The organism is Exiguobacterium acetylicum (assembly GCF_019890935.1).
In the GTDB taxonomy this organism is placed as follows: Bacteria; Bacillota; Bacilli; order Exiguobacteriales; family Exiguobacteriaceae; genus Exiguobacterium_A; species Exiguobacterium_A abrahamii.
In genome coordinates, this window is the sequence record NZ_CP082333.1 from 373,218 (window position 1) to 399,883 (window position 26,666).

The 26,666-nt window shown below is 45.7% G+C and carries 27 protein-coding genes; 21 read left to right on the forward strand and 6 right to left on the reverse strand.

Annotation, left to right across the window (positions count from 1 at the left end):
• Window positions 1-98: 98 nt before the first annotated feature.
• Window positions 99-1,487, forward strand: coding sequence for a branched-chain amino acid transporter BcaP (locus tag K7G97_RS02025; RefSeq protein ID WP_223041248.1), 1,389 nt, complete (start codon window positions 99-101; stop codon window positions 1,485-1,487).
• Window positions 1,488-1,580: 93 nt separating this feature from the next.
• On the forward strand, window positions 1,581-2,360 hold the full coding sequence (locus tag K7G97_RS02030) for a GNAT family N-acetyltransferase (RefSeq protein WP_223041249.1): 780 nt from the start codon (window positions 1,581-1,583) through the stop codon (window positions 2,358-2,360).
• Window positions 2,361-2,381: 21 nt separating this feature from the next.
• Here the strand turns inward: K7G97_RS02030 and K7G97_RS02035 are convergent, their stop codons facing one another.
• Window positions 2,382-2,828 (reverse strand): NUDIX hydrolase, encoded by a 447-nt coding sequence (locus K7G97_RS02035; RefSeq protein WP_223041250.1) that lies wholly within the window; start codon window positions 2,826-2,828, stop codon window positions 2,382-2,384.
• Entirely contained in the window at window positions 2,825-3,919 is a 1,095-nt protein-coding gene (locus K7G97_RS02040) for a nitric oxide synthase oxygenase (RefSeq protein ID WP_223041251.1), read from the reverse strand. Before K7G97_RS02040 ends, K7G97_RS02035 begins: the two co-directional genes overlap by 4 nt.
• A 187-nt stretch (window positions 3,920-4,106) precedes the next feature.
• Here K7G97_RS02040 and K7G97_RS02045 point away from each other — a divergent pair, with 187 nt between their 5' ends.
• Window positions 4,107-4,964 (forward strand): YihY/virulence factor BrkB family protein, encoded by an 858-nt coding sequence (locus K7G97_RS02045; protein ID WP_023466934.1) that lies wholly within the window; start codon window positions 4,107-4,109, stop codon window positions 4,962-4,964.
• Window positions 4,965-5,014: 50 nt separating this feature from the next.
• Here K7G97_RS02045 and K7G97_RS02050 read toward each other — a convergent pair whose 3' ends face one another.
• Window positions 5,015-5,863: a sulfite exporter TauE/SafE family protein gene (locus K7G97_RS02050; protein WP_223041252.1), complete on the reverse strand. Its 849-nt coding sequence runs from the start codon at window positions 5,861-5,863 to the stop codon at window positions 5,015-5,017.
• 115 nt (window positions 5,864-5,978) lie between these two features.
• Between K7G97_RS02050 and K7G97_RS02055 the strand changes: the two genes are divergently transcribed.
• The 9 genes from K7G97_RS02055 to K7G97_RS02095 all read left to right on the forward strand — a co-directional run bounded on the left by K7G97_RS02055 (window position 5,979) and on the right by K7G97_RS02095 (window position 11,349).
• Window positions 5,979-6,827, forward strand: coding sequence for a LysR family transcriptional regulator (locus K7G97_RS02055; protein WP_223041253.1), 849 nt, complete (start codon window positions 5,979-5,981; stop codon window positions 6,825-6,827).
• 144 nt (window positions 6,828-6,971) lie between these two features.
• A complete protein-coding gene (locus K7G97_RS02060; RefSeq protein ID WP_023466936.1) occupies window positions 6,972-7,235 on the forward strand; it encodes a metal-sensitive transcriptional regulator in 264 nt (87 codons plus the stop codon).
• A 55-nt stretch (window positions 7,236-7,290) separates the two neighbouring features.
• A complete protein-coding gene (locus K7G97_RS02065; RefSeq protein WP_023466937.1) occupies window positions 7,291-7,770 on the forward strand; it encodes a DsrE/DsrF/DrsH-like family protein in 480 nt (159 codons plus the stop codon).
• A 22-nt stretch (window positions 7,771-7,792) separates the two neighbouring features.
• Window positions 7,793-8,152, forward strand: coding sequence for a rhodanese-like domain-containing protein (locus K7G97_RS02070; RefSeq protein WP_047391640.1), 360 nt, complete (start codon window positions 7,793-7,795; stop codon window positions 8,150-8,152).
• Between the two features lie 25 nt (window positions 8,153-8,177).
• Window positions 8,178-8,474: a rhodanese-like domain-containing protein gene (locus K7G97_RS02075; RefSeq protein WP_223041254.1), complete on the forward strand. Its 297-nt coding sequence runs from the start codon at window positions 8,178-8,180 to the stop codon at window positions 8,472-8,474.
• A gap of 28 nt (window positions 8,475-8,502) precedes the next feature.
• The gene (locus K7G97_RS02080; RefSeq protein ID WP_064300579.1) at window positions 8,503-9,078 is read left to right on the forward strand and encodes a sulfurtransferase TusA family protein; all 576 of its coding nucleotides are present in this window, start codon (window positions 8,503-8,505) and stop codon (window positions 9,076-9,078) included.
• A gap of 35 nt (window positions 9,079-9,113) precedes the next feature.
• Window positions 9,114-10,250, forward strand: coding sequence for an MBL fold metallo-hydrolase (locus K7G97_RS02085; RefSeq protein ID WP_064300580.1), 1,137 nt, complete (start codon window positions 9,114-9,116; stop codon window positions 10,248-10,250).
• Window positions 10,251-10,293: 43 nt separating this feature from the next.
• The gene (locus K7G97_RS02090) at window positions 10,294-10,521 is read left to right on the forward strand and encodes a sulfurtransferase TusA family protein (protein ID WP_029343316.1); all 228 of its coding nucleotides are present in this window, start codon (window positions 10,294-10,296) and stop codon (window positions 10,519-10,521) included.
• Between the two features lie 51 nt (window positions 10,522-10,572).
• Entirely contained in the window at window positions 10,573-11,349 is a 777-nt protein-coding gene (locus K7G97_RS02095; protein ID WP_214772119.1) for a sulfite exporter TauE/SafE family protein, read from the forward strand.
• Window positions 11,350-11,413: 64 nt separating this feature from the next.
• Here the strand turns inward: K7G97_RS02095 and K7G97_RS02100 are convergent, their stop codons facing one another.
• The gene (locus tag K7G97_RS02100; protein ID WP_223041255.1) at window positions 11,414-11,800 is read right to left on the reverse strand and encodes a DUF302 domain-containing protein; all 387 of its coding nucleotides are present in this window, start codon (window positions 11,798-11,800) and stop codon (window positions 11,414-11,416) included.
• A 186-nt stretch (window positions 11,801-11,986) separates the two neighbouring features.
• On the opposite strand from K7G97_RS02100, the gene msrB reads away from it, so the two are divergent.
• The 4 genes from msrB (at window position 11,987) to K7G97_RS02120 (ending at window position 20,582) form a co-directional block, all read left to right on the forward strand.
• Entirely contained in the window at window positions 11,987-13,087 is a 1,101-nt protein-coding gene (gene msrB / locus K7G97_RS02105) for a peptide-methionine (R)-S-oxide reductase MsrB (protein WP_223041256.1), read from the forward strand.
• Window positions 13,088-13,229: 142 nt separating this feature from the next.
• Entirely contained in the window at window positions 13,230-16,127 is a 2,898-nt protein-coding gene (locus K7G97_RS02110; protein WP_223041257.1) for a S8 family peptidase, read from the forward strand.
• Window positions 16,128-16,277: 150 nt separating this feature from the next.
• Window positions 16,278-18,848 (forward strand): HAMP domain-containing sensor histidine kinase, encoded by a 2,571-nt coding sequence (locus K7G97_RS02115; RefSeq protein ID WP_223041258.1) that lies wholly within the window; start codon window positions 16,278-16,280, stop codon window positions 18,846-18,848.
• A 195-nt stretch (window positions 18,849-19,043) separates the two neighbouring features.
• The gene (locus K7G97_RS02120) at window positions 19,044-20,582 is read left to right on the forward strand and encodes a GGDEF domain-containing protein (protein ID WP_223041259.1); all 1,539 of its coding nucleotides are present in this window, start codon (window positions 19,044-19,046) and stop codon (window positions 20,580-20,582) included.
• 77 nt (window positions 20,583-20,659) lie between these two features.
• Here the strand turns inward: K7G97_RS02120 and K7G97_RS02125 are convergent, their stop codons facing one another.
• Complete coding sequence (locus tag K7G97_RS02125) at window positions 20,660-21,298, reverse strand: FusB/FusC family EF-G-binding protein (RefSeq protein WP_223041260.1); 639 nt, start codon at window positions 21,296-21,298, stop codon at window positions 20,660-20,662.
• A gap of 123 nt (window positions 21,299-21,421) precedes the next feature.
• Between K7G97_RS02125 and K7G97_RS02130 the strand changes: the two genes are divergently transcribed.
• The 3 genes from K7G97_RS02130 to K7G97_RS02140 all read left to right on the forward strand — a co-directional run bounded on the left by K7G97_RS02130 (window position 21,422) and on the right by K7G97_RS02140 (window position 23,148).
• A complete protein-coding gene (locus tag K7G97_RS02130) occupies window positions 21,422-22,156 on the forward strand; it encodes a hypothetical protein (RefSeq protein ID WP_223041261.1) in 735 nt (244 codons plus the stop codon).
• Window positions 22,157-22,220: 64 nt separating this feature from the next.
• Complete coding sequence (locus K7G97_RS02135; RefSeq protein ID WP_223041262.1) at window positions 22,221-22,670, forward strand: general stress protein; 450 nt, start codon at window positions 22,221-22,223, stop codon at window positions 22,668-22,670.
• A gap of 28 nt (window positions 22,671-22,698) precedes the next feature.
• On the forward strand, window positions 22,699-23,148 hold the full coding sequence (locus K7G97_RS02140; protein ID WP_223041263.1) for a universal stress protein: 450 nt from the start codon (window positions 22,699-22,701) through the stop codon (window positions 23,146-23,148).
• A 40-nt stretch (window positions 23,149-23,188) separates the two neighbouring features.
• Here the strand turns inward: K7G97_RS02140 and K7G97_RS02145 are convergent, their stop codons facing one another.
• Window positions 23,189-23,386 (reverse strand): hypothetical protein, encoded by a 198-nt coding sequence (locus tag K7G97_RS02145; protein ID WP_023466956.1) that lies wholly within the window; start codon window positions 23,384-23,386, stop codon window positions 23,189-23,191.
• 128 nt (window positions 23,387-23,514) lie between these two features.
• On the opposite strand from K7G97_RS02145, the gene K7G97_RS02150 reads away from it, so the two are divergent.
• Together K7G97_RS02150 and K7G97_RS02155 are read left to right on the forward strand one after the other, a co-directional pair.
• Window positions 23,515-23,958 (forward strand): MarR family transcriptional regulator, encoded by a 444-nt coding sequence (locus K7G97_RS02150; RefSeq protein WP_223041264.1) that lies wholly within the window; start codon window positions 23,515-23,517, stop codon window positions 23,956-23,958.
• A gap of 31 nt (window positions 23,959-23,989) precedes the next feature.
• Window positions 23,990-26,656, forward strand: a complete 2,667-nt coding sequence (locus K7G97_RS02155) for an MMPL family transporter (RefSeq protein WP_223041265.1) — start codon at window positions 23,990-23,992, stop codon at window positions 26,654-26,656.
• Window positions 26,657-26,666: the final 10 nt, after the last annotated feature.

Here is a 26,666-nt window from a genome sequence, read left to right on the forward strand (position 1 = left end):
AGACTTATCGAACCTGACATCGTTTGTTATGATTAGAAAGTCAATTACCTCAATGATTTGAATATTCAGAAAAAAGAGAAAAGTTCGGAGGATGAAACATGAGTTTGCTTCGCAAGAAAGATGTCAGTGTAATGATGGACATGAAACAACATTCTAAACTGGCACGTCATTTATCAGGGTTTGACCTTATTTTACTCGGAATCGGTGCCATCATCGGAACCGGAATTTTCGTTCTGACAGGAACGGGCGCTCTTTACGCAGGACCTGCTTTACCGATCTCATTCATTATTTCCGCTGTCGTCTGTGCGCTCGCAGCCCTTTGTTATGCTGAATTTTCGTCGATGATTCCCGTCTCAGGCAGTGTATATACGTATACATATGCAACGATCGGGGAAGTCGTGGCTTGGATCATCGGCTGGTGTCTCATTTTAGAATACGGACTCGCTTCAAGTGCCGTTGCCACCGGCTGGTCAGGGTACTTCCAGTCACTGTTAGCAGGCTTTGGTCTCCATTTACCGACAGCTTTAACAGCTGCTCCAGGTGCTGTACCAGGGAGCGAGACGTTCTTTAACTTACCGGCGTTCTTGATTCTGATGGTCATTACGCTTTTACTCTCACTCGGTATTAAAGAGACGAAACGCGTCAATAACATCATGGTACTCATCAAAGTTGCTGTCGTCGTCTTGTTCATCGTCGTCGGGATCTGGTACATCGAACCAGGCAACTACAAACCGTTTGCGCCGTTTGGTATGAGCGGTGTCTTGCAAGCATCAGCGATTGCCTTCTTCGCTTATCTTGGATTCGATGCCGTTACATCGGCAGCAGAAGAAGTCAAAAACCCGGGACGTAACTTACCGGTTGGGATTCTAGGATCGCTTGCGATCGTTACCGTTTTGTACGTCGTCGTCTCTGCTATCATGGTCGGAATCGTTCCATTCAAACAGTTTGAAGGTGTTGATAGCCCAGTATCCCTTGCCTTAAAAGTGGCAGGTCAAGACTGGGTCGCTGGATTCGTCGATTTAGGAGCCATCGTTGGTATGACGACGGTCATCCTCGTCATGACATTTGGTCTTGTCCGTCTCTTGTTCGCGATGAGCCGTGACGGATTATTACCGAAAGTCTTCTCAGACGTCAATGAAAAGTCACATACACCAGTGAAAGCAACTTGGATTCTCGGAACGACTGCTGGTTTAATCGCTGGATTCGTGCCGCTTGGTACACTGGCTGAACTGATCAACATTGGAACACTGGCAGCCTTCTCGCTCATCTCGATCGCGGTCATCGTCCTACGCCGGACGCGTCCTGATTTGAAGCGTGCTTTCAAGGTTCCGTTCGTCCCAGTCTTACCGATCTTGTCAGTCCTTGCTTGTATCATGCTCATGTTCAACTTACAACCATTCACGTGGATTGCCTTCTTTATCTGGACAGCCATTGGATTACTGTTGTACTTCGGATATGGACGCAAGCGTTCGAAACTCCATCAATGAATCGACGAACACCCTTGGCGACAAGGGTGTTTTTGTATGCAGGAAATGAGGCGAACGAAAGCGAAACAGCTCAGTGGAAAAGGAGGTTTTTCGATGATTCACATTCAACGCGCACCTGACGTAAGGACAGCGTACAAAGCGATGCAGGATGGGTTCCAAGATTATTTGATTCCACTGCATTTATCGGAAGCAGAATTCCAAGAGCGCATCATCGAACGAGACGGGAACCAACTGGAGCATTCGTTCGTTGCCTATCATGGAGAAATACCAGTCGGTCTCTGGCTGAACGGTTGGAAGGAGATCGAGGGTCAACGCATCATGCGGTGTGGGGGACTGGGGATTTCACCACAGTATCGTCGTCTTGGGATTGCGAAAGCCTTATATCAGGCACAACTGAGCCATGCCAAAGAAATCGAAATGGATGGTCTGATGCTTGAAGTCATTCAAGGGAATGACCCAGCGATTCGCTTGTATGAATCGCTTCATTACACGATCGTTGGAGAAATCGGATATTTTCATTTAACAGATGAACGCCAAGAGGCCGCTCTACCGACAATCGAAGAAGTGGAGTTTTTGAAACAATACCATGGACAAGGGGAGTACATCTGGCAGCAAGATCCTCATGTCATGCAGCAATTACAAACGGATTATTATCAATTAGAAGCAAGTGTAGTGGCAGTAGCCGGATCATCTCTCTTGTCAGTCGTCGGTCCAGCAGAACAAAAAGCACGACACGCAACAGAAGTCGTGCGTCGTTTACCGGGCACGACCTACCATTATCAATCAACAGATGTGCAGATCTGGGAGGCGTTACGTTCTGAAGGGTGGACTCAGCGGGATTTGAAACAATACATCATGCGTCAGTCGCTATAAACAAAAACCGCTGCTATTCATTTAGCGGCGGTTTTTGTAGTCTTCAATCATTCGAGCGTGAGAGCCGACTAAATGATCAGGTAAGTCATCAAGCGGTACGAACTGAAGCTTGATACTTTCATCACTTTGTTTTAACATTCCGATCGGATGTTCACCGATATAGGCGAGGGTGACGCTTTGAAAGACGTCTCCGTTCGCTAACGTCGTCACGTACTGCGGACCGGAGTAGACATCGAGTAACGTTAATCGTTCCACCTCTAAGCCAGTCTCTTCTTTAAGCTCTCGACGCGCGGTCTCTTCCGGTGATTCGGCCCATTCCATCAATCCTCCTGGTAAACCAAAGCGGGCTTGTGTTTCGTTTCTTTGTTCGAGCAAAATGTGTTCATTTTGTACGACGAGGACGACGGAACCGACGAGAATGACTGGGTCATGACCGATTTTTTGACGTAACTGTTCGACATAATTCATTTCAGTGCTCCTTGGTGAAACGGACAGCCGGTCACAGGTGCTGTTTGTGTTGATTTTGGAAAGAAGTTCGGTCGTTTGATTTCCGGGTCGTAATCCTTATGGAACATATGCGTCGTTGCCCCACTCATCGGTGGCACGAGCCAGGACCATTCCCCGGTGACATCACGACCGCATGCCGCTTCGTTTTTTTCAAAACGAGCGAACTGTTTGGCAGCCGTATGGTGATCGACAATCGTAACACCGGCACGTTCGAACGATTCGAGTACGGCAACGTTCAGTTCGACGAGCGCTCTGTCTTTCCAAAGCGAACGTTCACGCGAAGTATTCAGACCGAGTTGTGTCGCGACGAGCGGTAACAGATCGTAACGATACGTATCGGCAAGGTTACGAGCCCCGATTTCTGTTCCCATGTACCATCCGTTGAACGGGGCACACGGATAGACGATGCCACCGATTTCAAGCTGCATGTCAGAAATCATCGGCACAGCATACCAGCGGACTTCGCGACCACCGAACAGATCATAGTCAGGATGTGTGATGCTGACTTCGAGTACGAGCTCATCTGGAATCGGATGCAGGCTGACTTGTCCATCGAGTTCAATCAAGAGGGGCAGAATATCAAAGGGTGTACGCGCTCCGGTCCAGCCAAGTGCTTCACATTGTCGCGTCAGTTGGATCGAAGCCGGATCACCGATGATTCCTGTTACGGTCTCATAACCAGCGTAGCGAATCAGTTGGTGATTATGCAGTCGGACACGTGTCGGATGGAAAATCGTGATCGTCGAGCGAATTCGTCCCTCGTTCGTCGCGAACCGGATATGCTCAAATAACGCGTCGCGGACCGCTTCAACGGTCAACGCATCCCGCGCGTCAAAGACATGGAGTTGTTCCCAAAAGAGACGTCCGACACAGCGGTTACTGTTCCGCCAAGCGAGCTTGGCACCGAACGCTAGCTCGGAAGCCGTCTGTTCGTACGTTCCTGTTGTTTCAATCGAACGGATGACTTCTTGCTGACGTCCGGCCATTTCGGGGTATTGCTCTATATAAGAAGTAAAGAAGCGTTCTGCTTCGGTTTGAATGAGTGAGTACACGAATCGAAATCCTTTCTGAAAAACAAGCACGATACAATCTCTGTTCCTAGTGTACCCTGCGCAGAACCGAAGCGCCAAACTTGAATGATGTATAAGGTTGTTATAAGTTCAAAAGACTTCCAAAAGTTTAAAGGAGGTATGAAATGGGGGATAGTGTAGAGAATTAGTTGAAAGTGAGGAAATTTGTATGTCTTTAATCAAACCTGTATTTGCCCGTTTTTTTGGTGAAGCCTTTTTTGATAAATCGGCTCAGCTCGCCTATTATCTGATGTTGTCCTTATTCCCGTTCTTATTATTCGTAGTTGGGATCGTCTCGTTCTTACCGTTTACGTCCGATAACGTGCTGGATTTAATTCGACCGTTTGCTCCGGCAGAAACGTACGATTTGATTCAGCGGAACGTCGTTGGAATTTTTGATCAAGGAGGATTCAAACTTGCCTCGATCAGTTTTCTCGCCGCCTTTTGGCTTGCTTCGATGTCGGTCCAGTCACTTGTCCGCTCGCTAAACGATGCGCTCGAAGTGACACGAAAAGCGCCATTCTGGCGCGGACTGTTGCAAGACTTCGCTTTTACGATCGGGATGATGATCATCTTACCGATTTCATTGATTGTTCCGATTTCAGAAAAGTTAACACGGCGTTTCATCAACCACTTTGCAATCGTCGCTGATTTCGTGACGAACTATTCGTGGATCTGGTTCTTATTCCGCTGGGGACTCGGGACGTTGTTCTTACTTGTCTTTTTCATCTTATTGTATCGGATTTTACCGAGTGTCCGACTAACGGTTCGTCAAGTACTCCCTGGAGCCATTTTTGCGACGATCGCTTGGCAAGTCGTTTCGGAATTCTTCTCTTACTATGCTGAGTTCGGGAGTTACGATCGTCTTTACGGTCAGCTTGCCGGAATCATCGTCTTGATGACATGGTTCTATTTATCTGCTGTCGTCTTGATGTTAGGGGGATTGATGAATGCGGAACGCATGCGTCAGAAAAAAGAGGCAAAAATCATGAAACCACAAAAAATCAAAGAAGAAAGCGTGCGTTAACGATCGAGCACGTATAAAAGCAGCTGACACATCGTCAGCTGCTTTTTCATTTAGGCCGTTTTAAGAATCCGGTAACCGAAGACGCTCAACAGGCTGAGTGTGAACAAAGCGAGTAAGACGAGTGACAGATAAGGAAGACCGAACACTTTGACGATGACGCTTAAGGCGACGACACCATAAAAGATTCCTAACGTCTTTTGAACGAACGGTTCATTGAAGCGATGCAAGAGTGACGCGCCGAGTGGTGAGCCGATGAACGCACCGATGATTAAAGCAATCCCGAGTGATAACGGAGCGCTGGTTCCGGAAGCAATATAACTCGTCACTCCTCCAAGAACGATCAATGTCGCAGAGGCGATACTCGTTCCGATTGCTTGTTTGAGCGGGAAGCGAACCCAGGCGAGCAAGAGCGGTGTCAACAAGAATCCACCGCTGACACCCATCAATGACGAGAGGATTCCGGCAGCAAGTCCGATGACAGCGAGCTTTACGATCGAAGCATCATGGACGGGAAAAGACGAACGTTCCTTTGAACGGGGACGAAGGAACTGAATCGAAAAACCAATCAGTAAAACGATGTAGAGACTCGATAAGACGACATCAGCACCAGCATGACGCTCGAGCCAAAAGACGACTGGTGTAATCAACGCAGAACCGATGATGCCGGACAGACCAATAATCCCGGCATCACGAAAACGGAATGTTTTTAATCGAAGATGTGAAAGCGTGCCGGTCACAGTCGATCCGAGTGTCAGTAACAGACTGAGGACGATCGCGGTGCTGGCTTCATAGCCGAGAATCAATAACAGTGGGGTCAGGATGATGCCGCCGCCGATTCCGAAAAAGCCAGAGAGTATGCCGATGGTTGCTCCTAACAAAATAAATGAGATATACATCATGAAACAGTCCTTCTTTCTAATACGTGATACCTTGAGTATGAAAGAGGAATACCAGATTATAAAAATGAATTAATTATATATAAATGATTATGAAATGTAATAAGGAGGGGTATTGTTGAAATTAACTGAACTGAGAACGTTCGTCACACTCGTTGAAACACGTCACTTTACGAAAACAGCGGAACAGTTATTTCTGTCGCAACCGACGGTCAGTGTTCACGTCAAACGACTAGAAGAAGAGATCGGACATTCATTGTTAATACGTGATTCATTCACAATAGGGGTCGAGGTATCGGAAATGGGCTGGATTGTCTATCGCCATGCAAAAGAAATTCTTTTCCAGCTCGAACAGATGCAGTCCCAGCTGGATGAATCGGAAGGTGTCTTCCGCGGAACCTTACGGATCGGAGCAACGCATACGATTCACGAAATGTTGCTCGATAACATGATTCATCTGTTTTCAAGCGTTCATCCTAAGGTATCACTAGATATCCAGTTAATGAACCATGATCAAGTGGCAGCAGCTTTACGACATCGTGAGATTGATCTCGGGATGATCGAAGGAGAACTGACACTTGATGGAATCAAACAAATCGTCTTTGCGAAAGATCAACTGCACATCATGGGTGCGTCCCACCTTTCGTTAAAAGATGCAACGTGGATCGTTCGTGAAGAAGGATCTGCATCCCGCTATGCGCTCGATCGTTGGCTAGATGCTTCGTCGATCGTTCCCGCACGAACGATTACAGTCGATGCCAACTATTTAGTGCGTCAACTTGTTTTTAATGGGAGTGGCATTGCAGCCTTGTCGGAACGACTCGTCACGTCTTTCCCGTTCGAGTCCTTTACGCTTCATGCGAAAGGGATTTCTAAACGAACGTTTCGTTATCTGTTACCAGAGAAGATGCCGACTCGCCTTGCAGAACATTGGATCACTTTTTTACAGGCGAATTGGAAAGGTTAAATGCAAAAAGATTTCCGGACGTTCTACAATGGCGACAAAATCGGAAATCTTTTCTGTTGACTTATACCCCTATAGGTATTATTGTATGAAATGTACCAACGAGGTATGACGCATGTCACATTTAAAAAAGGAGATGGACTTCATATGGAAAACGGTTATGAAGATCGCATCATTCATCGGATGAATCGGATTGAAGGACAAATCCACGGAATCGTTCGAATGATGAAAGAAGAGGCGTCCTGTAAGGATGTCGTCACACAACTGAGCGCGACACGTAGTGCAATCGATCGCGTCATCGGTCTTGTCGTCAGTGAAAACTTGATCGACTGTGTCCGTCAGGATGATGCGACGGAAAATCATGAACAAGCCGTTGCAGAGGCTGTTCAACTCTTAATGAAAAGCAGATAAAATTTTTTACGAATTAATATACCCCTTAGGGTAAAAACTTGGAGGAATTACGTTCATGTCAGATACGAAAAAAACAACCATCGTTTTATTTAGTGGAGAGTACGACAAAGTCATGGCAGCTTATATCATTGCCAACGGTGCAGCCGCATACGATCACGAAGTCACGATTTTTCATACCTTCTGGGGTTTGAATGCGATGCGTAAGGATGAACCGATCCAGCCGGATAAAACATTCCTTGAGAAGATGTTCGGTAAGTTCATGCCACGCGGTGCTGATAAGATGCCACTCTCGAAAATGAACTTCGGTGGTGCAGGTCAAAAAATGATTAAAAACGTCATGAAGAAGCACAATGCGATGCCACTTCCAGACTTAATTGAATTAGCGAAAGAACAGGATGTCAAACTCGTCGCCTGTACGATGACGATGGATTTACTCGGTTTAAAACAGGAAGAATTACACGACGGGATTGAGTATGCAGGTGTTGCCGCCTACCTCGCCGATGCGGAGAACGGAAACGTCAATCTATTCATCTAATGATCTGAAGGAGGAATGACGCATGGATGTACTATCGATTATCTTGTTGCTCGTCGTCGGCTATCTTGCTTATAAGATGTTCGCCCCAACAAAAGGCGTCAAGCAAGTGTCGACCACGGAACTGAAGCCGTTACTAAACGACCGCAAACGATTTTATCTCGATGTTCGGACACCGGCAGAATTCAAAGGCAATCACATCAAAGGATTTAAGAACATTCCGTTACAAACGCTAAACAGTCAGCTGAATCAAATCCCGAAAGACAAAGAAGTTCTCGTCATCTGTCAAAGCGGGATGCGAAGCAAACAAGCCGTCAAAGTACTAAAAAAAGCTGGTTATTCAAATGTCACGGAAGTCCGTGGCGGAATGAATGCCTGGCGCTAAATCGAATCAAGAGGAGGAATTGAACATGAAACGCATGACAGCAACAGAAGTACAGGAAAAAATCGAACGTGGTGAACAACTGAACGTCATTGATGTCCGGGAAGTCGATGAAGTCAAAGAAGGAATGATTCCGGGAGCGATCCATATTCCACTTGGATTGATTGAATTCAAGGTGAACGAACTCGACAAGAAAAAAGAGTATGTCATGGTATGCCGTTCTGGTGCGCGCAGTGGTCGCGCAACGACATATCTCGAAGGACAAGGATATGACGTGACGAACATGGATGGCGGCATGATGTCGTACGAAGGCGAAACAAAATAATACCCCACACCGTAAAGGAGCGAATTGTATGACTAGGATTAAATCAGATATCGTATTGGACGCTAAAGGTCTCGCTTGTCCGATGCCGATCGTTCGGACGAAAAAAACGATCAAGACGTTAGAACCTGGACAAGTCATCGAAGTCCAGGCGACGGATAAAGGATCAACTGCAGATCTCCGTGCCTGGGCAAACAGCACCGGCAATCATTATTTAGGCACGATTGAAGAAGGCGAAGTGCTCCGTCATTACGTTCGGAAATCAACAGGTGATGTCACGGAACCAGCAGCATTCGCTCAAACCGTCGATAACGCAACAGTCGAAGCAGCACGTCAAGACGACTCGATCACGGTACTTGATGTTCGTGAACAAGCAGAATATGCCTTCGCCCATGTACCGGGAGCCATCAATATTCCGTTAGGCGAACTGGAGACACGCCATGCAGAACTGGATTCAAATCAGACGATTTATGTCATCTGCCGGACAGGTAGCCGAAGTGACATGGCATGCCGACAGCTCAGTGACAAGGGGTATACGGTCCACAATGTCGTACCGGGTATGCAGGAATGGGCGTCTGAGACGACGACACTCGTTTCAGCGAAATAATACAACAGCGTAAAGTAGAGGAGGAACGAGTAGATATGGCACAAGCAATGACAGCCGCACAAGTTACAAAAAAAATCATTGGACGTGAGTCTCTGTTCATCTTAGATGTCCGGAATGAGGATGCGTTTCAAGATTGGAAAATCGAAGGAGAGAACTTCAAGTACCTCAACATTCCGTATTTTGAATTGTTGGATGGTGTCGAGGAGATTCTCGATCAGCTTCCGACGGATCAGGATGTTCTCGTCGTTTGCGCAAAAGAAGGTTCATCGATTTTCGTCGCCGATATGCTAGAAGAAGCAGGACGAGACGTATCGTATCTGTCAGGCGGTATGAAAGCATGGAGTGAACATCTAGAACCGATTTCACTCGGAACGCTGAACGAAACAGGAACTGATCAAGGCGAAGTCGTTCAGTTCGTTCGAATCGGTAAAGGGTGTCTCTCGTATATGGTCATCTCAGAAGGAGAGGCCGTACTCATCGACGCGACACGAATGACAGATGTGTATTTGGATTATGCCGCATCACGCAACGTCACGATTAAGCATGTGTTTGATACACATCTTCATGCGGATCATATTTCTGGAGGACGCGACATCGCCGAAAAAACAGGCGCGACATACTGGTTGCCGCCAAAAGATGCGACGGATGTCACATTCGATTATGCACCACTTGAAGACGGTAGTACGGTTCAAGTGGGGGATACAGCGATTGAAGTACGCGCTCTTTATTCCCCGGGACATACGATTGGATCGACTTCATTCATCGTCGATCAGCGTTATTTATTGACGGGTGATATCTTGTTCATCGACTCGATTGGTCGTCCGGATTTAGCCGGTCTCGCGGAAGATTGGGTCGGCGACTTACGCGATTCACTCTACAACACGTATCGTGATCTTTCACCAGAACTCATCGTCTTACCGGCACATTTCATGATCATTGAAGAATTGAACACGGATGGTAGTGTAGCGGAAAAATTAAGCATCTTGCTTGCGAACAATCATGGTCTCAACATCGACGATGAAGCAACATTCCGGAAAATGGTCACAGAGAACCTGCCGCCACAACCGAACGCATATCAAGATATCCGTGAAACAAACATGGGGAAACAGACACCCGATCTTGAAACACAACGGGAAATGGAAGTCGGACCGAACCGCTGTGCGGTACGCTAAACCGACGTATAACGAATATCAAATCATTCAGGAGGAATACAACATGAAATCAGAACTCGTACTCGACGCAAAAGGACTTGCTTGTCCGATGCCAATCGTAAAAACAAAAAAAGCCATCGCTGGACTCGAATCAGGTCAAATCCTTGAAGTCCATGCAACGGATAAAGGGGCAAAAAACGATCTTCAGGCGTGGGCGACATCAGGTGGTCATGAACTCGTCAAACATGAAGAAGAAGCAAGCGTCCTAAAATTCTGGATTCAAAAAGGTTAATTTCGAAAAGAGAGCTGATTTACGGCTCTCTTTTTTAAGGAGTGATAAACGATGGAATTCGGTTTTATCGTGACGATTTTCTTAATCGGATTTGTCGGATCCTACATTTCAGGAATGTTAGGAATTGGCGGTTCAATCATTAAATATCCGATGTTATTGTATATCCCGCCGCTACTCGGCTTTGCAGCATTTTCTGCCCATGAGGTTGCTGGAATCAGTGCGATTCAAGTCTTTTTTGCGACGATTGGTGGCGTCTGGGCTTACCGAAAAGGCGGTTATTTGAATAAATCATTGATCGTCTACATGGGGGGATCGATTTTAATCGGTAGCTTCATCGGTGCGTATGGTTCAAATATCCTGGCTGAAGACACAATCAACATCGTCTATGGTGTTCTTGCGTTAACGGCAGCGATCATGATGTTCGTTCCGAAAAAGGGAATCGACGACATTCCACTTGATCAGGTCCAGTTCAACAAAACCATTGCGGCGGTATCGGCATTCATCGTAGGTGTCGGAGCCGGAATCGTCGGTGCGGCAGGTGCCTTTTTACTCGTTCCGATCATGCTCGTCCTCTTGAAAATCCCGACACGGATGACGATTGCTTCGTCATTAGCGATCACGTTCATTTCGTCGATCGGCGCAACGGTTGGTAAAATCACGACCGGGCAAGTCGACTGGGGTCCTGCGGCAATCATGGTCGTTGCTAGTTTAATTGCAGCACCACTTGGCGCAATCGCCGGGAAGAAGATGAACACGAAGATTCTCCAAGTCATTCTTGCTGTCCTGATTTTAGCGACAGCTGTGAAGATTTGGATCGACATCCTGTGAACGAAAGAACGCTCTACTTGTATGATGTTTCCTTTACGAAACAATGTACAGGTAGAGCGTTTTGTTATTGTGTAGCTTGATCGATTACGTGTCGTAACGTATGTTCGACTTCTTTTGCGACAGTTTGAAGTGCTGCCTCGTCTGCTAAGTCCATCAAGGCAGTTGGTTTTGGCATTCCGACTTTCGTTTGTCCTTTTTCGGTATAGACGACGATTTTACATGGAAGAAAGTAACCGGCCCGTAAGTCATGGGAAACGACGCGGTGCGCCTCTTTAGGTTGGCATACCTCTAAAATGTGATAACTTTCATTAAAAGAGAGTTCTTTTTCTTCGAATTTGTTTGCTAAATCAAACTCCCATAAGACACCGAACGATGCCTCGGAGAGAGCTTGCTTCAGTTGAGTCATGACGTGATCTAAATCGTGATGTGACGTTACAGTGTAATCAAACATAAATACCCCTCCTGGTGTTATTTGATATATAGTCTATTCCCTGATTGGACTTCTTTAATCCGGAAGATCCAATGTGCTCCGTTTGAGCACATGCTACGACAAGACGGCATGAGCGCGGTACAGTTAAATAAAAGAACATCCAATAGACGTCATGCGACGTAAGCTAAATAAAGGAGGCGAAGGGAGATGAAGAAACGAATGTGGACGATTGTATCAGTCATCGGTCTCATCGTCATCATGGTCGGGGGATACTTCGTGTTCCAGCAACAGCAGGCAAAATCAAGCGGCAGTAAGGAATTAAGTTATCAACCGGAAGAAACGGCGATTTTAGCTGGCGGATGCTTTTGGTGTATGGAGCCACCGTTCGAAAGGTTAAAAGGCGTCAAATCCGTCATTTCTGGTTACACGGGCGGCGATGTTGAAAATCCGACGTATAATCAAGTGTCAGCGGAGACGACAGGTCATCGGGAAGCTGTATTGATCACATTTGATCCGAACGTCATCTCGTACAAGCAATTGTTGGATGTCTACTGGCGCCAGATTGATCCGACGGATGCAGATGGTCAATTCGTCGACCGTGGTGAGTCTTATACGACGGCTATTTTCTATACGAATGAGAAACAAAAAGAAATCGCAGCACAATCGAAACAGGATTTAGAGAAACAACAGATCTTCGATGATAAAATCGTCACACCGTTGATTGCGGCTGGTCCTTTTTATGAAGCGGAAGCATATCATCAGGATTACTATTTGAAGAGTGAGAAAAAGTATAAGTTTTACCGGGCAGCTTCTGGACGCGACGACTTCATCAACCGTTACTGGAATGATCAACCAAAGCTTGATCTTCCAACCTATCCAAAATTATCAGACGCAGAAATCAAAAAGAAATTAACTGCCATCCAGTATAAAGTGACACAAGAGGATGGAACGGAGCCGGCGTTTGATAATCCGTATCACGATTTGAAAGCAGACGGGATCTATGTCGATCTGATTTCTGGAGAACCATTGTTTTCATCAAACGATAAATATGATTCGAAGACAGGATGGCCAAGTTTCACGAAACCACTCGAGCCAGGTAATATCATTGAGAAAAGTGACTTTTCAATCGGCATGAAACGGATGGAAGTCCGGAGTCGTCATGGAAATGCCCATCTCGGACATGTCTTCTCGGATGGTCCAGAGCCAACAGGGCTTCGGTATTGTATGAACTCAGCCGCTTTACGTTTTATTCCGAAAGAGGACTTGAAACAAGAAGGATACGGTGAATATGTAGCAGATTTTAAATAATCATTAAAAGGCATCCGGTGCTCATATGCATCGGATGCCTTTCCTTTCAAAATTGTAAGATACATCCATAAAATAAATATCCATTTTATCCATATCCTGTTTATAATCAAGAAAGTACATCCATCTTGAAGGAGGAACATGTGTGAAGAAACTGATGATTTGGGTCATGCTGAGCTGTCTGATTTTGACGCTTGGAGTAGGACCTACGACAGCAAAGGCGGAAACAGCCCTTGCTAAAGCAACGCTCTTGAAAGTAGGACAAGAAACGACGCTTGAAACAGGAACGGAAGAAAAAAATACATATTGGTACCGCGTCAACCATGAAGCGGGTGTAGAGAAGACCGCTTCACACTTCGAACTATCGATCGATACGGATCAACCTGTTCAAGTAACGGCGTATCCGAGTGAAGCGATGGCTGCGGAAGACGATACGTTTGATCGTTACCGGACAGAAGCGGAGCCAGATGAAAAAAATCTGACGAAATTAGCTGTTCCATATGCATGGGATGGACCGTATTATGTCAAAGTCGAATATTACCCGAACATCGAAGAAGGTAAGACGACGAAAGCTGCTCATGTTAAATTGACGTATAACAATGTCAAATTGCCTGTCGAGTATGAGCCGATCAATGACATCAGCTGTATGGCAGAAGAAGCACTCAAACAAACAAAAGAAGAAAAGCCGATGCTTGCACTCATGCACTCGATCCAAAAGCAAGTGTTGAGCCAATCGGATGCAGGACGTGCTTTAACATCGCTTTACTACAAAGCGTCTCCTTACGTCGTCAAAACGCTTTTATTCAATAAAGAGAAGCGTCAACAAGCATATGAAGATTTAAAAACATTGAAGCCGGCAATGGAGGCACTCGTACGTGGAACATCGTACACGTTGACGAAAGCCGATCAACAAGCTGTCGATCGTCTCTACAAATTATCACGTGACGCATCTCCTGCTGTGATTGCGGAAGAGATTGATGGATACGCCAACAAAATGGATGTCTCTACATTAAGTGGTAGTTCGTTAAGCGAGACATTCAAGTCAATGGGTATGAACATTCAATCAAAAGAAGCGACACGTTACATCGTTAAATTAAAACCAGGTAAGATGAACCGTTCGATGAAGATTGCAGGTGTTCAAGCAAATGATGTGGAACGTTTATCCCTTGGTAATGCGGGAGACTTCGTCATCGTAACGGAAGATCCAACGGTCAAAGGACAATCAGCGGCAGCATTAAAACAATCACTCAACCGTTCTTCAGCGGTCGAGTACGTTGAAAAAGTTCAGACGTACCGGGCGACGAATGATATCAACTTCGATTATCAATGGGCTGTCAATAAAAAGACCGTCTTTGAGCAATTTGATAACGTTGGAATTGGCTTTGAAGCGTTCCAACAACGTTTCGGTTCGAAGAAGTTAGCGCCTGTGAAGATTGCAGTCATCGATACAGGTGTTGATTATCGTTTGAAGGACTTACAAGGAAAAGTTGATATCGCAAATGAAAAGAACTACGTTTCCGTCAACGGTGACGGGGATGCGATTGATGACAACGGTCACGGAACACACGTGGCAGGCGTCATCGCAGCAACGATGAACAACGATTATGGTATCCAAGGGATTCATCAATCGGCACAAATCCTGCCGGTTAAAGTCTTGAATGCAAACGGCGAAGGAGAAACAGACGCGATCGCACTCGGGATTAAATATGCAGTCGATCATGGCGCCAAAGTCATCAACATGAGTCTTGGTGGCGGTGAGAGCCGGACGATGGCTTATATGATGAAATATGCAGCAGATCATGGTGTTACGGTCGTTGCGGCTTCAGGAAACGACTATGACATGATGGTCGGTTACCCAGCGAACTCGGAATATGCGATTTCTGTTGGAGCGACGAACCCACTCGGAATGGTTGCTGATTATTCGAACTATGGTATCGGACTTGACGTCGTGGCACCAGGATCAAAAGTCGCTAGTTTAATTCCAGACGGTAACACGGTGTATATGGATGGAACAAGTATGGCTTCGCCACACGTTGCAGCAGTAGCGGGAATCTTGAAGTCACTGAACCCGAAACTGGCACCAACACAAATCGAACAGATTTTGCGTAAGAGTGCAGAACCACTTGCGTTTGAAAATCCAAACGACTGGTTCGACTTCGAAGAAGATGAAGACGGGGAGAAGATGGAACCGGAATTCCCAGCTTACGTCAGCCCAGTCTCTGGATACGGAAAAGTCAGTATTCCACGTGCGATTTCTCAGTTGAACTTGAACGGGAATGTTAATGACGTCTACGATAACCAATTGTTCGTTTCTGGAACAGTCAAGACAGGAACGAAAGTTGAAGTATGGGCAGCACTCGTAACGAAAGATAAGAATGGTAAAGAAACAACAACGAACAAAAAGCTAGCTACGACAACGGCTCAAGCAGGAAAATACAGCGTTAAGATTCCGCGTCAAAATCAAAAGACGGTCTTGACGGTTCGCTATGCGAATGGATTAGACGTTACATCGGAACGGACAGAAGTCCTTCCAGGAAAAGCACCAAAAGCACCGAAGGTCAAACCAGTTCTTGCTGGTGCGACGAAAATGACAGGTACAGCTCTCGCTGGCGGTACGATTACTGTCAAAGATGCGAAACAAAAGAAAATTGCCACAGCAAAAGTTGATGCAAAAGGTCATTTTAGTGCGAAATTACCAAAACAAGTCGGTGGTTCAAGCTTGATCGTCACAGTGACGGATATTGCTAAACGCACAAGTAAACCGACGATCGTAAAAGTCCTCCCAGCCCCAGCAGCACCGAAAGTGAAATCCGTCTATGCTGGACAAACGAAAGTAACCGGGACAGCTGAAAAGAAATTGAGTGTTTATGTAAAAGATGCGAAGAAAAAAGTCATCGGAAAAGGAACGGTTTCTGCAAAAGGCAACTATTCTGTCAAAATTCCGAAGCAAAAAGCAAAAGCGAAGCTTTCCGTCTACGTTAAGAATACACGTGGACAAGTCAGTCCTGTGACATCTGTGACAGTAAAGAAAGCGAAAAAGTAAGAGGGTAGAAAGACCTTTTTTCGGGTACATTCCGAGAAAAGGTCTTTTTTTGGATATCCTAGCTGTTGCTTCGAAAGCGTTTCTATTATATTAAATCTATAGAAACAAATGAAAAAGCATCATTCAACGAATGATGAGGAGGATACATTCATGGTGAATTGGATTCGGCGACGAATCGGTCGGCAACTGCTGACTGTTTTTTATGCGGTACTGATCGTAGTATCGATTACTTCGTTCTTTGTCTATGACTACATGGAAGGACGAATCGAAACATCAAAACAGAATCTCGAGACGATCAGTGAACAAAATCGCCGAGCCAATGATTTGTGGGACAATTGGCAAAGGGTTCAGTTCGGTTTACGCGGATTCGTCATTTTTGGTAATCAGGAACGGTTTGATGAAATCCAAGCGCTCCGAACAGATATCAAAAGTGAGACAGATTGGTTCATGCGAAACGCCAAAACGGATGAAGAAGAAGAATTCGCAGCGCAAATGACGAATTTATATGAGTTATACTATGACGCCTTGTTCCCGTTGACCCAGTCTTACGTCAATGAAAAAAAGGCGAATCGGATCAATGAGGACTTTTTACAAGGAGATAGTCTGTTTTCCTTACCGATTGCGAAACGACTCGTTGAACAAGGACGGTTGAAGCCGACAGCGGACGGTTCGATTGATATTACGCCAGATATCGAAAAAGCATCTGCCGCACTTGATGAATACCGCACGAATCTCAGCCAACAACAAGAAACTGCTGTTGGGGAACTGCGGAGTGAAGTGGCGAAGTCACAATGGATTTGGATCTCGAGTATTATTGTTCTCATTGCCTTCATCCTTCTCTTCGTGCACCCGTTTCTTCGCCGGATGACACGACAATTACTACGCTTAATCGACGATAATCAAAAACTTGCACGGAAAGAACCGATTAAGATTGATAAAGCTGCCGAGCAACGACCAGACGAAATCGGATTGTTGCGCGCAGCCTTTAATCGGATGGTCGTGACGACAAATGCCCATACGGATGCGATGCAAGGAAAAAATGAAGAGTTGCAGGCGCAAAGTGAAGAGTTGCTCGCGCAACAAGAAGAATTGCAAGCGCAACAAGAAGAACTCGAAGAAGCGTATCAAACGACGAAAAAGAATGAGGAAAAGCTCCGATTACGTAGCGAACTGACAGAGGCGCTTGCTGTTCGCGAAACCGTCGAATCGTATCCGGCAATCGTTCAAAAGATGATCGATATCACCTCTTCGGAGTACGGTGCTCTATTGCTCTATGAAGAAGGACAGTTCATAGGTGCGACAACGAAGGGGATGACGATGGATTATTTGAAAGTCCTTCTAAAAGATGAGATGTCCGTCATCAATCGATCGGTTCGGCAGATGGAATTCGTCCAATCGGAAAAACGAGTCACGCGTCAAAAAGACCAACCGTATTCATTCAGCACGCATGAAGCGACGATTCCGATTGAAGATCCGGAAACGCATGAATTGATTGCAGCCATCTATCTGGTTCGTTATAAATCTGCCTATAAAGGACAGCAGTTAACGGATATTCGCGAGTTTGCACAACAGATGACGTTATCGCTCCTGCGTACGCGTTCGTATGAAGGGATGCGTCAAGAAAAAGAAAAGACAGAGCAAGTATTGGACTCCATCCGGGAAGCGATCATTTATCTTGAAGATGGAAACGGAGAGTTATATGTCAACCGACCTTTGTTTGAATTGATTCCAGAACTTCAGTCGGAATTCACGGTAGATCGGACGTTACCATCGAGTGAATATGTCATCGATGTGATGCGCCAGTTGGTGGATGATGTCGAGGCTTTTAATACGTATCTAGATTTGATTCGTTCCGGTGAGATTTCACCGGAAAAGGTTCGATTTGATATTCGAAACAACACGGCTCATCTGGAGGTCTACGCGGAACGCATTGACGTCGTCGGAGGATGGAAGGGAATCATTCTCGTTTTACGGGATATTACCCGGGAAACAGAAGCCGATCGTCTCAAAACAGAACTCGTCTCAACCGTATCGCATGAGTTGCGAACACCGCTCTCGTCGATTTATGGTTTTACAGAGTTGATGTTGAATCGAAAAATCGATGACTCAAAACAGCAGAAGTATCTGGCGACAATCCATAACGAGACGGAACGTTTATCAAACCTCGTCACGGACTTCTTAGACGTTCAACGAATGCAGTCAGGTGGACAGTTATACCAAATGGCACATCTCGATTTATTTAGCCTGACTGAACAAGTGATGTCCTTGTATGATGATTCAAGTGAACGACACGATCTCCATTTGCAATTGCTCAGCCCGGATCGTCCATTCATTTTAGGAGATGAAGACCGGATTAAACAATTAATGAGTAACCTGATCAACAATGCAATCAAGTATTCTCCAGATGGTGGGCGTGTTGACGTCTGGATCGATACGAAAGACGATCAAGCTATCATTGAAGTGAAGGATGAAGGAATTGGGATTCCACATCATGCCTTTGCCCATTTATTTGATAAATTCTATCGTGTCGATAATTCTGATACACGTCGAATCGGTGGGACTGGACTTGGGTTATCGATTTGTAAGGAAATCGTCAAAGAACATGAGGGTGTCATTCATGTGGAATCTGAAGTCGGTAAAGGAAGTCGTTTCATCATCGTGCTACCGCTCAGTTTAAGTGAATCGATCGAGTCGACAGAAGAGAATCGACGTTCTAGTTAAAGAACTAGGATACATTCCAACTAAACCGTGTTCAATCCGCTAGGTGCGAGCACGGTTTTTTCTTATGTTTAAAACGAGTAATCTTGTCAAAAAAGATTTCAATAAAATAAAAAAAGAGTGAATAAACAGCAATCCTGAACCGATATACCTATAGGACAAACGAACTATGGTTAAAAAAGGAAAGGGGGAATCGTCATGTATGAGAAATGGCTGGGAGTCGTTATAGGCTGGTTACTGTTTCATATCGGCTGGGTGACGTATGTGGGCACGGATACGGCAATCGGACAAGTCGTCAACAGTCTGTTCACGATCGGTGGTGTAACGATCTCCCTCTATTTGATTTGGCGGGCACAGCGACGCCAGATAAGACGCCCTTTTACTTATCGCTTATTTCTTCTATTATTATTTGCTAATGCGATGCTTGGTATCGGCGAATGTGGACAGCTCCTATACTTTCTCCAAGGACGTACACGAACGGAACCGTTTGATTGGATTGACTTGATTTTCAGTCTTCAAATCTTGATCTATATCATTGCTTTCGGTTATTTCCTGCGTAATCGACGACAAGAAGTCAATTTGCGGGTCTTTTTGTTCGATGAGTTCATCATCTTAGTCGTTGCTGGATCTCTTTCGTGGCACTACTTAGTGACGCCTTATTTAGAAGCAAATGCCTTGCTGACGATTGAAACACTTTTATGGCTTCGTTATCCAATCGGTGATTTATTATTGCTCGGCGGAATGATTGTCTTATTCTTTGGTTTGATGAAGCGTGGCAATGGCGGCTCGTTATTATTGATTCTACTCGCGTTTCATTTTCAGTTACTCGCTGATCTGTTGTACGTGGTACTCGAACGATTTGATTATCCATTTCCTTCGAGTTGGCTCGATCCGTTATGGTTGGCGACTGTCATGATTGTCGGGCTTGCGACTTATCGTTTTGATGCTGAGGAGTCTCTCATTACGCTTGATGTCACACGGAGATGGATCGATGTCTTACGTTTGATCACTCCTTACTTATTCTTATTGATTCTTTTCGTGACGATGGCACGGCAAACGATTAGTTGGAACGGTTTGACGATTGGGTTGATGATTGCGATACCGTTGTTGATTTCCCGTCAAATTCGGATCGTTGTTGACAATCAACGGTTGCGCGAAAATCTCGAAGCGAAGGTGGAAGAGCGAACGGAAGCATTAGCAACTGCCATGGAGGAGATGCGGCACATGGCATACCACGATGCCTTAACAGGATTACCGAATCGCTATTTGTTCGCCCGACTGTTCCAGGATGCCTTGTACCGGGCGGAAGCGAGTGGAGGACAAGTCGGCTTATTCTTTATCGATATCGATCACTTCAAAGAGATTAACGATACGTACGGACATCGTGTCGGAGATCAACTCATCATCGACGTCACGGCACGCTTACAAAAGAAACTACCGCCTAATACGGTCATTTCAAGGCAAGGTGGAGATGAATTCGTCGTCTTATTATTTGACGTTGAACAAGAAGCAGAAGTCGTGCAGTGTGGAGAACATCTCGTTTCCTTGTTTCGACAGCCGTTTCACCATGGCATCATCCCACTTCCGGTGACAGCAAGTATTGGGGGAGCGATTTATCCGGCGCATGCAGCCTCGCGATCGGACTTGATTGAGCAAGCAGACCTAGCGATGTATGAAGCAAAACGTCGCGGGAAGAATCAATTTTGTATGCATGATTCAACGGTAACAAAGATATAAATGAAGTCATGTCACTAAAATACGTTCGTATACTGATTTAAGTGGATCAGTCATACGAACGTGTTTTTTGATGCCTATCATTTCTTTTGCGTGCGTGCTAAGAACGTTTCAATGACTTCTGGATTCGTCACAGCTTGATTACATGCATCGCTGTCGATACACATATGATGACCAATCGTCTGGTGCTGTTCAGCTAAACGACGTGTCGTTGCGGTTACGAGTGTGATATCACTATACGTGTGGCAAATCGCACAGATTCCTTTTTGGATTGATGGCAGATAGGTTCCCTCGACGCCAATCCATTCACCATCCAAAGGATAGACGAAGTATTTTTTTCGATTCCCGGTATCGTTCCAACTTAAAAACGTCGTGTGAGTCCATTCAAAGGAGTGAAGTGGCGGAACATGTAACTTTTTCGTTTTTTTGAAGAGCTGACGGATCCGTGATTCAGAAATGCTCGGAAACGGTTGGACGAACGGTTCGACATGTTCTAAATACGCGAGGAGATCTTGTTCGGATTCAGCGTCACGAATGTTCGTCAACAGCTCTTCCTGTTCTGGTGTAAGTACGGGCAATAGATCAAATATCTTTTCAGCAGCACTATACCGGACAGCATCACGAACATCCGGATCATGAACGGCAGCGAATTGATGTTGTAACAGATCGACTTGATTCCGAATGAAGTTGTATTGATAGGGCAATAAAAATGCTTCCATTCGTGTTCCTCCTTTTCTTTTCATCGTACCGGAATTTGGCAACAGAACAAAGCGACATTTTTGTTTTTCTGCCTCTTGCAGCGGGAATTGAATAACAGAATGAACGAGGAGGTGAAGAGGGACATGCAGTATTTAACATTTTTACGCCTCATGAATATAGGAACATTCCTCTTTGCATTGCTAGCGCGCGTCGTTTGGTCAAATCCGGTCACCCTTCCTACGTTGCCTCTTGTTCCAGCACCTTTTTTTGATGCGATTACAGGTGTCGTGTTCACGACGTTGTTAATTTGGTGTATTCGACCGGTTCGTGCCTTTCCTGCAGATCGAGAACTGATTGAAGATATCGGAGGATGGCTCGCGTTATCACTCGTGACGCTTGGCGTCAGTAGTATGACCGGACCACCATGGGAACTTGTCTGGACAACGATTTCATTCATTAGTCTGTGCTTAGTTTATATGAAAATTCAACACCATCCGCGACGCTCGCCTTGGATGCGCTCTCCGATTTCAGTCCTGCTCGCCTGGATGAGTACGATGTTGTTGATTTTACCATTTCGGATCTTATCCGATTTTCAGTTCACTTCGCTATTTGGTCTTTCCGAACAGCAATGGAGTACGCTCGCACTCGTCGTAGCGATTATCGGAGGACTCTTGTTTGTCATCATTCATTCCGACTGGGTGTTTGGTCTCGCGCTCGTTTGGTATTTGATTGGACTGTTCTTTAACGATCGCCTCGTTCTTGTGCAACAAATCGTAACAGGAACCGGGATCGTATGTGCTTTACTCTTGTGCTATTACGTCTTCTATAGACGGCAACGTCTTTTTCGACAGCCATCGCCGAAGTCTTCTTCATCCTAGTCATGTTTTAGACGAATTTGGGGTATATCCCATATAGCTGTTATAAAAGGGGGAGACGTATGTCATGGGAAAAAAACAATGGATTGGTGTCTATCAAAATGAGACGGATTTGATTCGTAAGATTGAAGACTTACATTTTGCAGGTTATCTAGAAGAGGATCTATACGTTGTATTGCAAGATAAGACCGATATGGCGATGTTACGCGGACAATCAGCGGCGCAACTCGTCTCCGGTAAACGAACGCTGTTTGAGCGATTTACAGGCAAACCGGCTTCGGCTGAGGAAATTCAAACGGCCTTCACGGAACTCGGATTACCGGAGTCGGATATTCGTCAACATGTCTTACGTGTCCAACAAGGTGAGTATGTCCTGTTAGCAGACGAAGCAGGAGCAACACGTCCTGCGCCGGAACCAAAAAGTATTTTGGAGACAGAGCCAGAAGGAATCGAGGCAGAACGGAAACTCGATCACGAAAACCGTGCCCTCGAAAATGAAAATGACCGGATGCTGTAAGAGAGTCGTGCAGAAAGGATGATGCTTGATGGAGAGCCAGTATCATACGATTTTAGTGGCAGTCGATGGATCAAAGACGGCAGATCTTGCCTTTGAAAAGGCAGTGAAATTCGCTAAACTCGATCATGCCAAACTCGTCATCGCTCATGTCATTGATATTCAGACATTTGCTAATGTACGTGCCAATAAGCGTTTCATTGATCAAAACGTCACGGAATATGCACAAGGACTGCTCGATCGTTACGAGAAGCGGGCACGAGAAGAAGGCGTCGAGACAATTGAACTGGTCATCGAAAATGGCTCTCCCAAAACATTGATTCCGAAGGTCATCGCACCACGTGTCGGTGCTGGGTTGATCGTCTGCGGGGCGGTCGGGATGAATGCGATGGAACGCATCATGATCGGGAGTGTCTCTGAAAACATCTCCCGTTATGCGAAATGCGATATCTATATCGTCCGTCCGAAAACCTTGAAGTGATAAAAAACAGCACACATCAATCGATGTGTGCTGTTTCATGTCATGTTAAAAAATAATAGAAGATGCCTAATAAAATCAAAATGATCGGAAGAAAAATAAAATACATCCAAGACATGTTTTTGGCCGAAGTTTTATGGTCATACTTTTCTTCTGCTGGTTGCTTGGCAATCCGTAACGTAAAGACAAGACCTACAAGACAGATTACTAACGCAATCCAAAACAAAGTCAACATAAGCATGCTCCTCTCTTCCTTTATCATACAGAAACTGGTCATGTTCTGCATCGGTAAGTTGTGACAGTTTAGAGTTGACAGCCTTCTAGTTGAGGGGCTAAACTAATTTCATAAGTTTAGGGGGTAAACTAAAAATGAAAGACAATTTACGTGAAGCAGTCCTCCTGTTTGAAGAAGTAATGATCCACGGAACCGAACGTGTGTTGAAGTCGGTCGAAGCACCCGTTTGGCAAATGTATTCACCGGAGCAACTTCATGTGTTGAAGCTCGTCGGAAAATATGAACCGATTTCGTCCGGGCGTCTCGCGGCAGTGCAGGGTGTTCACAAAAGTGCCATCTCGAACCGGTTGAAAAAGTTGACGGAAAAAGGTCTCGTCATCGTCGAACGTCGAGAAGATGACCACCGGACGAAGTACATCTCGTTGACGGAATCAGGTCGGTTAGTGGCAACTGAAGCGGAGCAAGAAATTTATACGTATCTTGAGAATTTGATTGAAGGAAAGGTCGAGGAAGAAGAAATCATCCAGTTCATTGAAACCTTCAAAAAGATTAAAGAGATTTTGCAGTTGAACGACTAAAGACAGAATTAAAGGAAGAGGAGAATCGGATATGCGACAAATCGTCAAATGGCGTTGGGCAATTCTTGCGTTATTGCTCATCGTCACGGTAGGGTTACTATTTACGGCACCAAACTTGGCTAAACAAGCAGAAGAAGCAGGTGCGATTCAGCTTGCAAATGATGCCGATTCACAGCGGGCAGCTGACATTTTAGAAAAAGCGGGGGCAAGTGAAGAAACGATTTCTCTTGTCATTCCGCTCAAAGACAAAGTCAGCGATGCCGATCGCACATCGATCGGGAAAATCGTTAAGGATTTAGAAGCACTCGATCGTCCCGTCACGGATGTACTCGATCCGTTTGAAAACAAAGAGACGGAAGGACAACTCGTCTCAAAAGACAAAAAAACGGTGCTTGTACCGATCACGGTCGACGGTTCGCAAGAAGAGATCGTCAAACTGGCAAAACAAATCCGGACGGATCTTTTACCAAAGGATCAAACGATTTATCTAACGGGTGAAGCGTTAATCAACGATGACGTTAATACGAGCTCGCAAGAGGGACTGAAGCGGACGGAACTGATTACCGTCGGATTGATTTTCGGACTACTTCTGCTCGTCTTCCGTTCAGTCGTCACACCGTTCGTTCCACTCGTTGCGGTTGGGTTTACGTACCTGATCAGCCAATCACTTGTCGCCTTTTTCGTCGATTGGTTCGGCTTCCCGGTATCGAACTATACGCAAATCTTCCTCGTCGCCATCCTGTTCGGGATTGGGACGGACTATTGTATTTTGCTCCTGAGCCGGTACAAGGAAGAGTTGACGGCAGGACATGACGTTGAGACAGCAATCGTCAATACGTATAAGACAGCAGGGCGTACATTACTCATCAGTGGTCTCGCTGTTCTTGTCGGTTTCTCAGCGATCGGTTTTGCGGACTTCCCGATCTTTAAGTCATCGGTCGCCGTTGCGGTTGGGATTGCCGTACTCTTACTTGTCTTGTTCACACTTGTCCCATTCTTCATGGCCACATTAAAAGAAAAGCTATTTTGGCCATCGAAGAAGGCAGCGAGTCACCAGGATAGCAAGCTCTGGGCACATTATGGTGGCTTGTCGATTCGTCGTCCGCTGCTCGCGATGATCATCGTTGCGATCGTCACGGTCCCGACACTCTTTACGTATGATGACGACCTCTCGTTCAATACCGTCGATGAGATTGGTGCGAAGTATGAGACGGTCAAAGGACTCAATGCGATCTCGGATGGATTTGGGGCAGGTGAGTCGCTCCCGGTCAATGTCATCCTGAAGAGTGATGATGATTTGATTACTGAAAAAACAGTTCCTTATGCGGAACAACTCAGTCGTGAACTGGTGAAGATTGATGGGGTCAAATCGGTTCGTTCGATTTCTCGTCCGACAGGCGAAGTCATCAACGATTTCTACGTCGATCGTCAATTAAAACAAGTTGCTGATGGCATGAAAGAAGCAACAGCAGGTCTTGGGGACGTTCAGTCTGGTCTGACGACAGTGGAAGATAATTTGAATGGGATTACAGGACAGCTACCGGCAGGAGATGCGGCTTCAGCAGGTGCGAGTCAGTTGCAACAAGCAGCAGACGGACTTGGGCAGATCAACCAACAATTGACGCTCGTCGGTCAAGGTCTACAGTCGACACAAAACATTCCGCAAACTGTTGGAACATTAAATGCCTTGTCTGGTCAATTGAGTCAAGTTCAAGCTGGCATTAGTCAAGCAGCAAGTGGGATTGCGTCTCAAGGTGCGCAAGCGGGTCAACTCGGAAGTGGGTTGACGCAACTCGCGGATGGTGTCGGTCAGGCAAACGCAGGATTAACGAAAATCGAAAGTGGTCTTGAAGACATTTCCGACCTTCTGACCGAGATGGGACAAGCGACATCGATTCGGGGGACTGGTGTGTTCGTTCCAAAAGATACGCTGTCGGATAAAGCCTTTAAACCAGCGATTGATCGTTACGCAATCGATCAACAGACGGGATTGAAGTTCGAAGTCATTCTCGAAGATGATCCGTATTCACCGGAAGCGATTCAAACGGTCGCTGCCATCAAAGAGACGACAGCGAAGACAATCAAAGGGACACCGTTTGAAGACAGCACCGTTGCATATGGTGGGATTTCAAGCGTCAACAGTGATTTAAACGATACGTCGAAAGCCGATTTCAAACGAACAGTGACGGTCATGCTGATCAGTCTCTTCGTGATTCTAGCAATCATGTTCCGTTCGTTGATCATGCCGTTGTTCATGATCGGTTCGTTATTGCTGACGTATTATACGTCGATGTCGATCGCAGAGCTGATCTTCGTCAATGGACTTGGATATGACGGTATCAGTTGGGCCGTTCCGTTCTTCGGATTCGTCATGTTGATCGCCCTTGGTATCGACTACTCGATCTTCTTACTCGACCGATTCCGGGAAGAGACAATTAACGGACTTGATACGAAGGAAGCGATGTTCCTGTCGATGAAAAAGATGGGATCTGTCATCATCACGGCAGCAATCATTCTTGCAGGAACGTTCGGGGCGATGATGCCGTCTGGTGTCTTGAGTCTCGTTCAAATCGCGACGATCGTCATCACAGGTCTACTCTTATATGGTTTGATCGTCTTACCGCTCTTGATTCCAGCGATCACGGTATCGTTTGGTAAAGGGGTCTGGTGGCCGTTTCGACCAAACGCTAAAAAATAAGAACTAACCA